Annotated in this window: 14 protein-coding genes and 1 pseudogene; 7 read left to right on the top strand and 8 right to left on the bottom strand. The window is 70.7% G+C overall.

The genetic code is table 11. The features are described from left to right. The first annotated feature begins 160 nt into the window (after positions 1-160). Positions 161-1330, top strand: a complete 1170-nt coding sequence (locus tag AC07F0_RS16905) for a steroid 3-ketoacyl-CoA thiolase (protein WP_478979593.1) — start codon at positions 161-163, stop codon at positions 1328-1330. Here AC07F0_RS16905 and AC07F0_RS16900 read toward each other — a convergent pair. Continuing rightward, a complete protein-coding gene (locus AC07F0_RS16900) occupies positions 1314-1595 on the bottom strand; it encodes a DUF397 domain-containing protein (RefSeq protein WP_478979591.1) in 282 nt (93 codons plus the stop codon). The two genes, AC07F0_RS16905 and AC07F0_RS16900, sit on opposite strands and share 17 nt — an antisense overlap. Beyond that, entirely contained in the window at positions 1555-2403 is an 849-nt protein-coding gene (locus tag AC07F0_RS16895; RefSeq protein ID WP_478979589.1) for a helix-turn-helix domain-containing protein, read from the bottom strand. The genes AC07F0_RS16900 and AC07F0_RS16895 overlap by 41 nt, the downstream gene beginning before the upstream one ends. Positions 2404-2496: 93 nt before the next feature. Between AC07F0_RS16895 and AC07F0_RS16890 the strand changes: the two genes are divergently transcribed. Further along, positions 2497-2922 (top strand): ATP-binding protein, encoded by a 426-nt coding sequence (locus tag AC07F0_RS16890; RefSeq protein WP_478979587.1) that lies wholly within the window; start codon positions 2497-2499, stop codon positions 2920-2922. A 14-nt stretch (positions 2923-2936) separates the two neighbouring features. On the opposite strand, the gene AC07F0_RS16885 is transcribed toward AC07F0_RS16890, so the two are convergent. Then, positions 2937-3371 (bottom strand): peptidoglycan-binding domain-containing protein, encoded by a 435-nt coding sequence (locus tag AC07F0_RS16885; RefSeq protein WP_478979585.1) that lies wholly within the window; start codon positions 3369-3371, stop codon positions 2937-2939. An 88-nt stretch (positions 3372-3459) separates the two neighbouring features. Beyond that, positions 3460-5523: a bifunctional glycosyltransferase 87/phosphatase PAP2 family protein gene (locus tag AC07F0_RS16880; protein ID WP_478979583.1), complete on the bottom strand. Its 2064-nt coding sequence runs from the start codon at positions 5521-5523 to the stop codon at positions 3460-3462. A gap of 287 nt (positions 5524-5810) precedes the next feature. On the opposite strand from AC07F0_RS16880, the gene proP reads away from it, so the two are divergent. Continuing rightward, a complete protein-coding gene (gene proP, locus AC07F0_RS16875) occupies positions 5811-7184 on the top strand; it encodes a glycine betaine/L-proline transporter ProP (protein WP_478979581.1) in 1374 nt (457 codons plus the stop codon). 104 nt (positions 7185-7288) lie between these two features. Beyond that, positions 7289-7960, top strand: a complete 672-nt coding sequence (locus AC07F0_RS16870) for an O-methyltransferase (RefSeq protein ID WP_478979579.1) — start codon at positions 7289-7291, stop codon at positions 7958-7960. A gap of 9 nt (positions 7961-7969) precedes the next feature. Here AC07F0_RS16870 and AC07F0_RS16865 read toward each other — a convergent pair whose 3' ends face one another. After that, positions 7970-8362, bottom strand: coding sequence for an FHA domain-containing protein (locus AC07F0_RS16865; RefSeq protein ID WP_307174893.1), 393 nt, complete (start codon positions 8360-8362; stop codon positions 7970-7972). An 88-nt stretch (positions 8363-8450) separates the two neighbouring features. Between AC07F0_RS16865 and AC07F0_RS16860 the strand changes: the two genes are divergently transcribed. Continuing rightward, a complete protein-coding gene (locus AC07F0_RS16860) occupies positions 8451-8858 on the top strand; it encodes a DnaJ family domain-containing protein (protein WP_478979577.1) in 408 nt (135 codons plus the stop codon). A 10-nt stretch (positions 8859-8868) separates the two neighbouring features. Here AC07F0_RS16860 and AC07F0_RS16855 read toward each other — a convergent pair whose 3' ends face one another. Together AC07F0_RS16855 and AC07F0_RS16850 are read right to left on the bottom strand one after the other, a co-directional pair. Next, on the bottom strand, positions 8869-9378 hold the full coding sequence (locus AC07F0_RS16855) for a hypothetical protein (protein ID WP_478979575.1): 510 nt from the start codon (positions 9376-9378) through the stop codon (positions 8869-8871). A 5-nt stretch (positions 9379-9383) separates the two neighbouring features. After that, positions 9384-10100 (bottom strand): hypothetical protein, encoded by a 717-nt coding sequence (locus tag AC07F0_RS16850; protein ID WP_399409394.1) that lies wholly within the window; start codon positions 10098-10100, stop codon positions 9384-9386. Between the two features lie 157 nt (positions 10101-10257). Between AC07F0_RS16850 and AC07F0_RS16845 the strand changes: the two genes are divergently transcribed. Beyond that, positions 10258-10749: a GNAT family N-acetyltransferase gene (locus AC07F0_RS16845; RefSeq protein WP_478979573.1), complete on the top strand. Its 492-nt coding sequence runs from the start codon at positions 10258-10260 to the stop codon at positions 10747-10749. Between the two features lie 20 nt (positions 10750-10769). On the opposite strand, the gene AC07F0_RS16840 is transcribed toward AC07F0_RS16845, so the two are convergent. Then, positions 10770-12821 (bottom strand): MDR family MFS transporter, encoded by a 2052-nt coding sequence (locus AC07F0_RS16840; protein WP_478979571.1) that lies wholly within the window; start codon positions 12819-12821, stop codon positions 10770-10772. A gap of 177 nt (positions 12822-12998) precedes the next feature. On the opposite strand from AC07F0_RS16840, the pseudogene AC07F0_RS16835 reads away from it, so the two are divergent. Then, positions 12999-13444: pseudogene (locus tag AC07F0_RS16835) on the top strand (hypothetical protein); the annotation flags it as partial.

The following is a 13444-nucleotide window of genomic DNA, read 5'->3' as shown; positions in this document are numbered from 1 at the left end:
GTTGCGGTGACGGTAGTAACGGGTTCTACAAGTAGCAAGAGGCGCGGACCCCTCAATTGCCCGCACGACTCTTGCGGTCGGCAAGCGACCCTCAGCACACTGCTGACAGAACTAGAACGCGTACTAGTTCCGCGTAGCCTCCCGGAGAGGACCCGCACCCATGGCTGCCGAACCCGTGATCGTCGAAGCCGTACGCACCCCCATCGGCAAGCGCGGCGGCGCGCTCGCCCACCTGCACCCCGCCTACCTCCTGGGCGAGACGTACCGCGAACTCCTCGGCCGCACCGGTATCCCGGCCGACTGCGTCGAGCAGATCGTCGGCGGTACGGTCACCCACGCCGGCGAGCAGTCCATGAACCCCGCGCGCACGGCCTGGCTCACGATGGGGCTCCCCTACGAGACGGCCGCGACGACCGTGGACGCGCAGTGCGGGTCCTCCCAGCAGGCCTCCCACATGCTGGCCAACATGGTCGCCACGGGCGTGATCGACGTCGGCATCGCCTGCGGTGTGGAGTCGATGTCCCGGGTGCCGCTCGGGTCGGGCTCCAAGCACGGGCCGGGCAAGCCGTTCCCCGACGAGTGGAACGTCGACCTGCCGAACCAGTTCGAGGCGGCCGAGCGCATCGCCCGCCACCGTGGCCTGACCCGGGAGAACGTCGACGCCCTGGGCCTCGCCTCCCAGGAGCGGGCCGCCCACGCCTGGGCGGAGGAGCGCTTCAAACGAGAGACGTTCGCGGTCCAGGTCCCCACGACGGAGGAGGAGCAGCACGCCGGGCAGGGCATGTGGCGCCTGGTCGACAAGGACGAGGGCCTGCGCGACACGACGGCGGAGGGGCTGGCCGCGCTGAAGCCGATCATGCCGACGGCGGTCCATACGGCGGGCAACTCGTCGCAGATCTCCGACGGGGCGGCGGCGATCATGTGGGCGTCGAAGCGGATGGCTCGCGCCCTGAAGCTGCGGCCCCGGGCCCGGATCGTGGCCCAGGCCCTGGTGGGCGCCGACCCCCACTTCCACCTCGACGGCCCGATCGACGCGACCAAGGCCGTGCTGGGCAAGGCCGGGATGTCCCTGAAGGACATCGACCTCGTGGAGATCAACGAGGCGTTCGCATCGGTCGTACTGAGCTGGGCGCGGGTCTTCGAGCAGGACCTGGAGAAGGTCAACGTGAACGGCGGCGCGATCGCGCTCGGGCACCCGGTGGGGGCCACCGGGGCCCGGCTCATCACGACGGCACTCCATGAACTGGAGCGCGCGGACAAGGAGTTCGCACTGATCACCATGTGCGCGGGCGGCGGTTTGGCCACCGGCACGATCATTCAGCGGTTGTAGTCGTCGCCCAGTTGACGAAGGTGGTGAACGTGGCGGGATCGAGGGTGAGGATCGGTCCCGCCGGGTTCTTGGAGTCGCGTATGGCGATGGTGGCGTGGGGGGCTTCGGCGACTTCGAGGCACTGACCGCCCTGGTCACCGCTGTGCGTGGATGCACGCCAGGCCAGGGCCCCGATCGGCGCGCATTCGACGCATTCGCCGCCTTGATCGCTGCTGTAACTGGACTTACGCCACTGAGTCCCCGCCGGAATCGCGATGCTCGCCATAGCGTTCCTCCATCACTCGCCGGATCAACTCCGCCGAATCCCTGAGGGAGAGCGCGGCGGCCTGAAGATGATCGTAACGGAGCGAGCAGTCCTTGACGGTGTCCGGGTTCGCGGTCGGATGCCCGCTGCCGTAGCCCTCGGTGTAGACGATGGCCGGGTCGCTCGCGAAGTGGAAGAGGGTGAACGAGCCTGTCAGTCCCGCGTGCGCCCCGGCCGAAAATGGCAGCACCTGGACGTTGATCCGAGGATTACTCTCGAAGGCCAACAAGTGGGCCAGTTGGCCGCGCATGGCCTCGGGGCCGCCGATCTCCTGGTACAGCGCGGCCTCAGTCAGTACCAGCCATAGGACCGGCGGCTCGTCCTTCTCGAAGATGCGCTGACGGGCCAGACGAACAGCGGTGCGGTCGTCGAGGTCGGTCAGGTCCAGCGCACCGAGGGTGGCACGCGCGTACGCATCGGTCTGGAGCAGGCCATGGACCATGCCCATCTGAAAGGTACTGATCTCCGTGGCCCGCGCCTCCAGCTCCGCCACCTGCTGGAACCAGGCCGGAAGTCGACTCCGCAGCACCAACTCGACGAGGCGGGAGAACAGACCGTCCGTCCCCAGCGCCGCATCCGCCCGTTCACTGAACTCCGGCGTCGGAAGCTTCCTGGCCGTCTCGATCTGGCCGACGAGCGAGCCCGTGTAGTTGAGGATCTCCCCGAGCTGCTTCTGTGTCAGTCCGGCGGCCTCCCGGCATCTCCTCAGCTCGAAGCCGTAGTAGTCGAGCGGAGACGCACCCGGGTCAAGGGCGTTGATGTGGGTCACGGCAGAAGCCCCTCTCACGCAACTCGGCCCACAATGGGACCGGTTGTATCCGTTCCGTAGCCCAGCGTAGTCACGGCAGGTCAGGCTCGTCCCGTGAACGAATACATTCCCGCCCAGTACTCGATGCGGCTCACCGTCGGTGAACACGCCCCCCGCCACGTCCGCCGTATCGTCCGCTCCTTCCTCGAAGAGTGGCGCATGCCGGAGCTGTCGGACGCCGTCGAGCTGGGCGTGACCGAGCTGCTGGCGAACGTCGTACAGCACGTCCCGGACCGCCGCTGCGCGCTGCTGTTGCTGCGTCAGCCGGCCGGGGTACGGGTCGAGGTGACGGACGGCAGTGATCAACTGCCCCTCTCACCCGCCCACTTGGACCCGGAGGCGGAGGGCGGCCGGGGGCTGCTCCTGCTCGACGCGATGGCCGACAAGTGGGGCGTGTCGCCGTGGCGCGGGGGCGGGAAGACCGTGTGGTTCGAATGCGGGGCGACGACCGAGCGAGCTGCGACCGGGCAACAGGTCTGACTGGTACGGGGCCGTCAACAGAAGGGAGTGCCTGGCGCGTTGGCCCAGAAGGAAAGGAACGACCATGTCTGAGCTCCGATGCGACCGTCGACGACGATGTCCGCACACCGCTGGAAGTCTTCTGTCGCGGATTGCGTGACTCGGCCGAAGTCTCCGTCCTCGTCCAGGCCGGCGCCGATCGCCTGATTCAGGTAGCACTGGGCTTGTTGGACTGCTGCCCCGGATGACCCCAGGTGGAGGCTCGGTCGACTATCGGTGTAGTTGCATACGTCGACCGGTCCCTGGGCCACGAGGGTTGCTGGATGATTCAACGTGTGTGCGGCCCGGGCAGTGGTCACCACGTTCGTCGTGGAAGTGGTCGAAGTGCCGTGGGATGCCGCTACAGCTGGTGCCGCCGCGAGGGAAATGGGAAAAACCAGGGCCGCTACGGTGGTGAGCACACGTCGCATCCCGATCACCTCCAGAGAGGGTGCCCTTTTCTCATCGTGCGCGCCCCGCACCCGGGTTGCATCTCGGGAAGGACTGCTTCCTAACAGGTCAACTACGTACGGGTTTTCGGGTCGATGTGCGTTCACGCTCGGTCGCCGCCGCCGCGGCGGCCCGGGGGCCGGACAGCAGATAGGTGAGTGCGAAGCCCACCCCGACCACCACCGCTCCCCCGGCCGCGTCCAGCACCCAGTGGTTCCCGGTCGCGACGATCGCGGACAGGGTGAACAGCGGGTGCAGCATCCCCAGGGCCTTGATCCACCAGCGGCGCGCCAGGACGGCGATGACGATGCCGCACCACAGTGACCAGCCGAAGTGCAGGGACGGCATCGCCGCGTACTGGTTGGTCAGGGACGTGAGCGTGCCGTAGTCGGGCTGGGAGAAGTCCTGGACGCCGTGGACCGTGTCGACGAAGCCGAGTGTCGGCATCAGACGGGGCGGGGCCAGCGGGTAGAGCCAGAAGCCGACCAGGGCGAGCAGCGTGGCGAAGCCCAGGGCGGAGCGGGCCCAGCGGTAGTCCGCCGGGCGGCGCCAGTACAGGACGGCGAGGACGGTCAGCGGGGCGATGAAGTGCAGCGACACGTAGTAGAAGTCGCAGAAGTCCCGCAGCCGGTCGATCGTGACGACGGTGTGGTTGACCCAGTGCTCGACGTCGATGTGCAGGGCGCGTTCCAGGCCGAGGATCTGCCGGCCGTTCTCCTCGGCCTCGGCCCGGCCGGCCGAGTTGGTGCCGCCGGTCGCCGCGAGCCGGACCTGGGCGTAGGCGGCGTAGGTGACCCGCAGGAGGAGGAGTTCCAGGAGGAGGTTCGGTCGGGTGAGGACCCGGCGCAGGAAGGGCACGAGCGGGACACGCCGGAAGCGGGCCGGGACGGCGGGGGCGTACTCGGGCGGGAGCGGCGTCCGGTAGTGCGGGGAGGTGCGGGAGAGGAACGGCACGGCCGTGGCGGCGGCGAGGGCGGCGAGCAGGACGAGGTTGGTGCGCAGCGGGTCCAGCGCCCGCATGTCCGGCAGCAGCATCCTGGTCGGCAGGGTCATGACCAGGATGACGGTGACCGGCCAGACGTACCGGTCACCGGCGTGTCTGCCGGCCCGGCCGGTGACCGCGAGCAGCACCCACAGCAGCTGGTGCTGCCAGGCCGTGGGCGAGACGACGATCGCGGCGCAGCCGGTGATCGCGACGGCGAGGAGCAGCTGGCCGTCGTCGACGTAGCGCACGGCGCGGCGCAGGGCCAGGACGGCGAGGGCCGCGCCGAGCGTCAGGAAGAGCGCGACCTCCGGGGGGCCGGTCAGGCCGAGCCGGAGCAGGGCGCCGTGCAGGGACTGGTTGGCGAGGTCGTCGGCCGGGCCGCCGAGGCCGACGCCCGCCAGGTGGTGGACCCAGTAGCGGTGGGAGTCTTGCGGCATCGCCGCCCAGGCCAGTGCGGTGCAGGCGGCGAAGGTGACGCCGGTGGAGAGCGCGGCGCGTCTGCGGCCGGTGCACCACAGCAGGGGCGTGAAGAGCAGCAGGGTGGGCTGGAGCGCGGCCGCGACGCCGATGAGCAGGCCGCTGGTCCGCTGGCCGTGGGCGACGAAACAGCCCAGCAGGACGAGCAGGACCGGGATGACGCTGGTCTGGCCGAGCCACAGCGTGTTGCGGACCGGCAGGGACAGCATGAGCAGGCTGATGGCGACGGGGGCGGCCAGCAGGGCCGTGCGGCGGCCGATGGGCTGGGGCAGGGCGCGGGCGGCGACCAGGCCGAGAGCGACGACCAGCAGCAGCGTGCCGAACGTCCAGCCCCAGCCGAGGGCCTGTTCGGCCGCTCGGGTGAGGGGCTTGAGGACGAGGCCGTTGAAGGGGGTGCCGGTGAAGCGGGTCGAGGCGTAGAGCGAGCCGTTCACGTGCAGGACGCCGTTCGGCCCGACCCAGGTCTCCAGATCCGTCAGCCGCTCGCCGCGCGGGGTGCCGAGCACGGCGGTGACCTGCCGTGCGACGAGGGCGGCGACGATCAGCCACAGCGCGAGACAGGCCATGCGCAGGGGCGCGCGGGTGGGCGTGCGGGTGGATGTGCGGGTCCCGCCGACGGCTGTCGCTCCGAAGGCTTCCGCCGGTCGTCCGCTGCGCTCCGCATTCGCCACGCCTCGTCGGCCCTCTACCCGGTATGCCCCCCTTCGTCCGGTTGACGATAGTGCGCGGGGCGCGTGGTTGCCTCTCGCGACGCGAGAAGGATCACATCAAGATCTCGCGGGAACCGCTCCCAGCCGGGCATACGTGCCTGCGTAGCCGGTGTTTAGATGCATCGTGCAACGAAAGGCGTACCGCCCGTAAAGGGCTTTTCTTCGCCTATCCTCGCTTTTCGGCCCGTACGACAGCGCCGCCGCGCGGACCGCGTCCCTGTCCCCGTCGAAAGGTAGGCGAGCGAGTCTTGTCGACTGTCTCAGTCGTCACTCCCGCGTCCGGCCTGAAGAGCCGCGCAGCGAAATCCCGCGACACCACCGTCACCGACCCCGCGCTCGTCAAGCGCGCCGTGAAGGCGGCGGCGCTGGGCAACGCGATGGAATGGTTCGACTTCGGTGTCTACAGCTACATCGCGGTCACGCTGGGCAAGGTCTTCTTCCCCTCGGGCAACCCCACCGCACAGCTGCTCTCCACGTTCGGCGCCTTCGCCGCGGCCTTCCTGGTCCGTCCCCTCGGCGGCATCGTCTTCGGCCCGCTCGGCGACCGCGTCGGCCGCCAGAAGGTCCTCGCGCTCACCATGATCATGATGGCCGCGGGCACCTTCACGATCGGTCTGATCCCGTCGTACGCGACGATCGGTGTCGGCGCGCCGATCCTGCTCCTGGTGGCCCGCCTCGTGCAGGGCTTCTCCACCGGCGGCGAGTACGCGGGTGCCTCCACGTTCATCGCCGAGTACGCCCCCGACAAGCGGCGCGGCTTCCTCGGCAGCTGGCTGGAGTTCGGCACGCTCGCCGGCTACATCGGCGGCGCGGGCCTGGTCACGGTGATGACGGCCCTGCTCTCCGCCGACGACCTCACCTCCTGGGGCTGGCGCATCCCCTTCCTGATCGCGGGCCCGATGGGCATCATCGGCCTCTACCTGCGGCTGCGCCTGGAGGAGACCCCGGCGTTCGCGGCCGAGGCCGAGAAGGCCGAGACCAACCGCCCCAAGGTGCCGCTGCGCGAGATGATCACCGGCCAGTGGCGCGCGCTGCTGCTCTGCGTCGGCCTGGTGCTGGTCTTCAACGTCACCGACTACATGCTGCTGTCGTACATGCCGAGCTATCTGACCGGTCAGCTCCACTACGACGAGACGCACGGCCTGCTCGTGGTGCTCGGCGTGATGGCCCTGATGATGATCGTCCAGCCGTTCGCCGGCGCGCTGACCGACCGGGTCGGCCGCCGCCCGGTGATCGCCACCGGCTGCGCGGGCTTCCTGCTGCTGTCCGTCCCGGCCCTGCTGCTGATCCGCGAGGGCAGCCTGCTCGCGGTCGCCCTCGGCATGGGCGCCCTCGGCCTGCTGCTGGTCTGCTTCACGGCGGCCATGCCCTCGGCGCTCCCGGCGCTGTTCCCGACGAAGGTCCGCTACGGCTCCCTGTCCATCGGCTTCAACGTCTCCGTGTCCCTGTTCGGCGGCACGACGCCGCTGGTGGTCACGGCCCTGATCGGCGCCACCGGGAACATGATGATGCCCGCGTACTACATGATGGCCGCCGCCGTCATCGGCGGTTTCGCGGTGTGGCGCATGGCGGAGTCGGCCGGTCGCCCGCTGCCGGGTTCGGCACCGTCCGTGGCCGGCTGAGACACGCCGGGGGGAAATCCCCCTGACAGTGCACCGGTGCACCACGTATCTTCGTCACGCCAGTAGTTAGGGATGCTAACTATGCGTACGAAAGGTAGAGGTGCATGAGCGAGTCGCACGTCTGGGACGAGGTCGACGCCTACTTCACCGCCCGCCTCGCCCCGGACGACGAAGCCCTGGCGGCCGCCCTGCGCGACAGCGACGCCGCCGGGCTTCCGCACATCAACGTCTCCGGCAACCAGGGCAAGCTCCTCCAGCTCCTGGCCCAGATCCAGGGCGCCCGCCACATCCTGGAGATCGGCACGCTCGGCGGCTACAGCACCATCTGGCTGGGCCGCGCCCTGCCCGCCGACGGGCGGCTGGTCTCCCTGGAGTACGACCCCAAGCACGCCGAGGTCGCCGTCCGCAACATCGCCCGCGCCGGCCTGGACAAGCTCGTCGAGGTCCGGGTCGGCCCGGCCCTGGAGTCGCTGCCCAAGCTGGCCGACGAGAATCCGCCCCCCTTCGACCTGGTCTTCATCGACGCCGACAAGGGCAACAACCCGCACTACGTGGAGTGGGCCGTGAAGCTCAGCAGCACGGGCAGCCTGATCGTCCTCGACAACGTCGTCCGCGGCGGCCGCGTCACCGACGCGGCGAGCACGGCACCGGACGTGACGGGCACCCGCGCCGCGATCGAACTGATCGGCAGCCACCCGCGGTTGAGCGGCACGGCCATCCAGACGGTCGGCATGAAGGGCTACGACGGGTTCGCGCTGGCACGGGTGCTGGCCTGAACCTCGGCGTCACACCTCGTGGAAGAAACCGACGTTGACGCTGCGCGGGGCGGTGCGGTCCTGGACGATGACCTCGCCGCTGCCGCCCCTGGGCAGCGGGACGGTGCCGCCGTAGGCGAGCGGCTGGACGTACTCCCCGACCGTGAGCCGGACTTCGGAGGACGGGTCCGGCTGGGAGCCGCGCAGCCAGGTCAGCTGCCAGGTCCCGTCGGGCCCGCACAGGAACTCCAGGTGGACGCGGGAGACGAACAGCCAGTCGTCCGGCGTGGAGAGCCGGCACACCGACTTGTCGCGGCCCACCCGCAGCACGGCGCCCGGCTCGCTGGGCGCGTCGGCCATGAGCATGCCGGCCGTGGCACCCTCCTCCGCCGCGGACACGGCGGCCATGGTGAGTTCGAGCACGTGCGCTCCTCCTGAGACGTCCTGATGGGACTGCAAGCCCGCCGCATGATAGAACGCCAGGCCGCACGGTGTCCGGCACAATGGGTTCATGACCGAGCGAAAGCCACCCGGCGTCGACTTCGAGTCCTGGGTCGACAAACAGATCCGTGACGCGGAGACACGCGGCGAGTTCGAGCGGCTGCCGGGGGCGGGCCAACCGCTGCCGGCCGATGTGGACGCCGCCTACGACGAACTGTGGTGGGTCAAGCGGAAGATGGCCCGCGAGGGCCTCTCGGTCCTGCCGCCGACGCTGGCCCTGCGCAAGGAGGCGGAGGACGCGCTCGTGACCGCGTACGCGGCGCCCTCGGAGCAGGCCGTCAGGAAGATCATCGGCGAGATCAACGACAAGATCCGCGACATGATGTTCAAGCCGCCCCCCGGGCCCCCGCTCGGTAAGAAGCCGTACGACGTCGAGGACGTCGTACGGCAATGGCGGGAGCGCCGGGCGGACCGGTGAACGGGACGGCTCACACGTGCAGCAGCCGTTCCGCCAGCTCCCGGTAGTCCTTCAGGGCCAGCCGGAGCTGCTCGGTGTCGCCGCTCGACACGGGCTTGCCCTCGCCGCCCTCCACCGCTTGCCAGGAGTGGCGCAGGGTGCGGCGGCGTTGCGTCACGGCCTCGGTGAACCGGGCCGCGATCTCCTCCAGCACGTGGTCGGCCTCCTCGACGGCGGCCCGGGGCGCGTCGACGAACTCGGCGACGGCGTGGTGCAACTGCGAGGTGAGTTTGTCGGACTCGTCGTGGGGGAGCAGGTGCGTTGGCGTGCCGTGGGAGCCGTGGGAGGTGCCTTCCCGTTCCCTGGCACCGGCGAGGCCTGTGCCGTGGCCGGTGCCCAGGGCGGTCTCACCGCGGGCATCGGGGCCGACGGAGGAGCCACGGGTGCCGGGGGTGTGGGAGGTGCCGGGAGTGACGCGAGTGTCAGAGGTGACCTGCGCGTCGCGGGTGTCGTCGCCGGGCGGTCGGGTCATGTCGGACATCGATCTCAACTCTCCTTCGCCTGACGTCGGTGCATCGCCCACGGCATGTGCCCGCCGCGGCCGGCGGTAGCCTTGCGGCCGCCGTTCAGCCCGGCCTTGTGCCGTCCGCCCTCATGGCGTCCGCCCAGGTGCGGGCCGGCGACGTGGTCTCCGCCGTCGTGGCGGGCCGGACGCACCAGCTCCTCGAACAGGGCGCGGGCCGCCACCATGGCCTCACGCATGTCTTCCGTACCGGTGCCGCCGTCCCGGGCGTCGTCCGCGCGCAGGTGCGCCGCGCGGTGGACGCGCCGGTAGCCGTCCACGTGGTGGGCGTGGTGCACGGACAGCGCCGCGAGCTGTTCCTCGTACTGCCCGCCGTCCGGGAAGCCCCGGGCACCGGCGAGCTCCGCGAGCAGCCGGTCCGCCTCGGCGACCGCCTCCCGCGGCGAGTCGACGAACCGCTCCTGAGCGGCCGTCCAGCGCGCCTCGTACTGCTCGCGCTGCGCCGGCTCCAGCGCGCGTTCGCGCAGCTCACCGTGGCGCTCCACGCGCTCGGCCAGCTCGCGCTCGGCGGCCTTGGTGTCGCCGTCGTGCCGGGCGACGGCCAGGTCGTACTCGGGTCCGAAGCGCCGCTTCAGGCTCGGGCCGCGCCGAGCCCCTCGGGCGCGCAGGGTCATGGCGGCCGCGATGATGACGACGACCGCCGCGATCACGATCAGAGCAATGATCAGGCCAGTGGACATGAATGCCTTCCGGGTTCTCGGCCCAACCGGCTCTCCTCGCGAGCCGGTTCGCCGACCGGGTAGCCCGGAAGCAGGCCCCCAAACGATGCCCGGGCCCGGACGCCCGCGGGGTTATCGGGTTGCGGACCCGCTACGGCCCCCGCCGAGAATGCCGGTCATGACATGGACCGTGGCCCCGGAACCGTACGACTCCCCCCTCGCCGCCGCCCTGTGGCGGGCGTACTACACCGAGGTCAGCGACCGCTGGTACCTGCTGCACGAGGGGCGCCGGACCGACCCGGACGAGCTGGAGCGGGAGATCGCCAAGGAGCCGGGCGCCGATCTCGCCCCACCCGGCGGGCAGTTGCTGGTCGCCCGGTACGGCGGTGAGCCGGCCGGCACCGCGGGCGTACGGCTGATCGACGGCACGACCGCCGAGCTCAAGCGGGTCTTCCTGCGGGAGGCGATGCGCGGCAAGGGCGGTGCCGCGCTGCTGGTCCGGGCCGCCGAGGACGCCGCCCGCGCACTCGGTGCCCGGCGGATGATCCTGGACACCCGCGGTGACCTCGTCGAGGCCCGCGCCCTCTACGCCCGGCTCGGCTACGAGGAGACCGAGCCGCACAACGACGACGCGTACGCCGAGCACTGGTTCACCAAGCACCTCATCTGAACCAGGAGTTCTCTTCCTTTTCAGACCGCCCGCTCCACCGACCGCTCGGCACACGGCCGCTCCCGCCGCGAGCCGCACAGTTCGCCGTTCAACTCCCGCACGAGTTGGACGAGGTCGGTCGGCCGGTCCGGCCCCCACCAGTCGCCGAGCAGCTCGGCGAGGGAGGCCTCACGGGCCCCGGCCAGCCGCTCGGCGACCTCGCTTCCCCGGTCGGTCAGCACCATGTCGAGGCCCGTGCGCACGGCCAGCCGGCGCTCCTCGACCTGGCGCACGGCCGCCATGATCACGGGCAGCGAGACGGGCATCCGCTCGGCCAGCACGGCCGGCTCCACCGAGCCGTACCGCCTGATCCGCAGCAGCAGCCAGCTCGCCGCGGGCAGCAGGTCGTAGCCCGCCCGGGCGGTGATCTTCCGGTAGATCTCGCGCCGTCCCGCGCGGGTGCCGAGCACCGACAGCGCGCGGCACACCTCGTCGTACGAGGACCGCTCGACGGGGTTGCTGGCCAGGGTCTCCGTGACGTCGGGCGCGGTGACCGAGCCGCGCAGCCGGTCCTCCTTCAAGAACCAGGCCAGCACGAAGCCGAGGAGCGCGACCGGGGCGGCGTAGAGGAAGACGTCCGTGATGGACACGGAGTAGGCGTGCAGGGCCGCCGGGCGCAGGCCGGACGGCAGGGCGGCGATGCCGCGCGGGTCGGCCTCCAGCGTTCCCACGGAGACGCCGGGCGGCAGCGGGGTCCCCCGGAGGGCGTCCGTGAGCTGGTCGCCGAGCCGGCCCGCGAAGACCGTGCCGAAGACGGCGACGCCGAACGAGGCGCCGATGGAGCGGAAGAAGGTGGCGCCGGAGGTGGCGACGCCCAGGTCCTCGTACGGGACGGCGTTCTGCACGATGAGCACGAGGACCTGCATCACCAGGCCGAGACCGAGTCCGAAGACGAAGAAGAAGCCGCTCAGCTCGGCGGTGGAGCTGTGCTCGTCGAGCTGGTGGAGCAGGAGCAGCCCGAGCGCGGTGACGCCGGTGCCGGCGATCGGGAACACCTTCCAGCGGCCGGTCCGGCTGACGATCTGCCCGGAGGCCGTGGAGGCCAGCAGCAGCCCCAGCACCATCGGCAGCATGTGCACACCGGACATGGTCGGGCTGATGCCCTGCACGACCTGGAGGAAGGTCGGCAGGTAGGTCATCGCGCCGAACATGGCGAAGCCGACCACGAAACTGATCACGGCGGCGAGCGTGAAGGTGCGCACGCGGAAGAGCTTCAGCGGCAGGACGGGTTCGGCGGCGCGCCGCTCGACGGCCACGAAGGCGACGGCGAGGACGACGCCGAGCACCGCGAGGGTGACGATCTGCGCGGACCCCCAGTCCCAGGTCGTGCCCCCGAGGGAGGCGACGAGCACGAGGCAGGTGGCGACGGCCGCGATGAGGGACGTGCCGAGGTAGTCGATGACGTGCCGCTGCGTCCGGCGCGGGATGTGCAGCACGGCCGCGATCACGGCGAGCGCCACGAGCCCGACGGGCAGGTTGACGTAGAACACCCAGCGCCAGCTCGCGTGCTGGGTGAACAGCCCGCCGAGCAGCGGCCCGAGCACACTGGTCGCGCCGAACACGGCCCCGAACAGCCCCTGGTAGCGCCCGCGTTCACGAGGCGGCACGAGATCCCCGACGATGGCCATCGACAACACCATCAGCCCGCCGCCGCCGAGCCCCTGCACGGCCCGGAAGGCGATGAGCTGCGTCATGTCCTGCGCCGCGCCGCACAGCGCGGAGCCGACGAGAAAGATCACGATCGCCGTCTGGAACAGCCGCTTCCGGCCGTACTGGTCGCCGAGTTTGCCCCACAGCGGGGTCGCGGCGGTCGCGGCCAGCAGATAGGCGGTGACCACCCAGGACAAGTGATCCATGCCGCCGAGGTCGCTGACGATGGTGGGCAGCGCGGTCGACACGATGGTCTGGTCGAGGGCGGCGAGCAGCATGCCGAGCAGCAGGGCGCCGATGGAGACCAGGACGTTCCCCGGCACCTGCTCCCGGACGGCGGCGCCCTGGTCCGATGCCTTCGTGACGTGCGCATGCCCGGCCATGAGGCCTCCCGAGGTCCTGTGACATTTTCCATCGTGACCGGTGTGATGTGTTATGGCCCGCCGAGTCCTTTTGGAAGCTTTCATTCCGGGAGCTGGCCGTCCGCACTGTGGAGAAGATCTGGATAATCTCTGGAGTTCGCGAGGGGAGCTGGAGTTCGCGAGGGGAGGGAGGAACGCGTGGAACAGCCGAACCGCCACCCGTGCCCGGAGTGCGGCACGCCCAGACTGCCGGACAACACCCCGGCCTGCACCTGCACGCACCGCGCCGCAGAGGCCCTCCGCAACGCCCGCACGACTCAGGCGGCGGCAGCGGAGGACTTCGACCCACTCCGCATCCGCCCGTACGTCGAGCTCACGCCCGACACGCCCACACGGTCCCCTGAGGACGAGAGCACGCCGGGACACCCCTCCGCGGAGGGCCGACCCACGCCGCCCTCACGCACGGACGCGCCCACCCGGCCAGACGACGGCGCCCCGCGACGCCCCCACCCGTCCACGCCCTCGCACGCGACGGCCTCGGCCCCCGAGCAGCCCACCCGGGCAACCGACCACACCCCACGGCGACCCCACCCGGACGACAGGCCCACCCCTACGGAGAACTCCCACGCCGAGAGCCTGGCGCC

Source organism: Streptomyces sp. NPDC045955 (genome assembly GCF_056430805.1).
The sequence above is the reverse complement of the archived record's forward strand: the minus strand, read 5'-3'. Positions and strand labels throughout refer to the sequence as shown.

Coding starts and splice junctions, on each gene's coding strand:
- AC07F0_RS16870 (WP_478979579.1), top strand. CDS start 7,289: ATGAGCGAGTCGCACGTCTGGGACGAGGTCGACGCCTACTTCACCGCC.
- AC07F0_RS16860 (WP_478979577.1), top strand. CDS start 8,451: ATGACCGAGCGAAAGCCACCCGGCGTCGACTTCGAGTCCTGGGTCGAC.
- AC07F0_RS16850 (WP_399409394.1), bottom strand. CDS start 10,100: ATGTCCACTGGCCTGATCATTGCTCTGATCGTGATCGCGGCGGTCGTC.
- AC07F0_RS16905 (WP_478979593.1), top strand. CDS start 161: ATGGCTGCCGAACCCGTGATCGTCGAAGCCGTACGCACCCCCATCGGC.
- AC07F0_RS16885 (WP_478979585.1), bottom strand. CDS start 3,371: ATGCGACGTGTGCTCACCACCGTAGCGGCCCTGGTTTTTCCCATTTCC.
- AC07F0_RS16900 (WP_478979591.1), bottom strand. CDS start 1,595: ATGGCGAGCATCGCGATTCCGGCGGGGACTCAGTGGCGTAAGTCCAGT.
- AC07F0_RS16855 (WP_478979575.1), bottom strand. CDS start 9,378: ATGTCCGACATGACCCGACCGCCCGGCGACGACACCCGCGACGCGCAG.
- AC07F0_RS16840 (WP_478979571.1), bottom strand. CDS start 12,821: ATGGCCGGGCATGCGCACGTCACGAAGGCATCGGACCAGGGCGCCGCC.
- AC07F0_RS16845 (WP_478979573.1), top strand. CDS start 10,258: ATGACATGGACCGTGGCCCCGGAACCGTACGACTCCCCCCTCGCCGCC.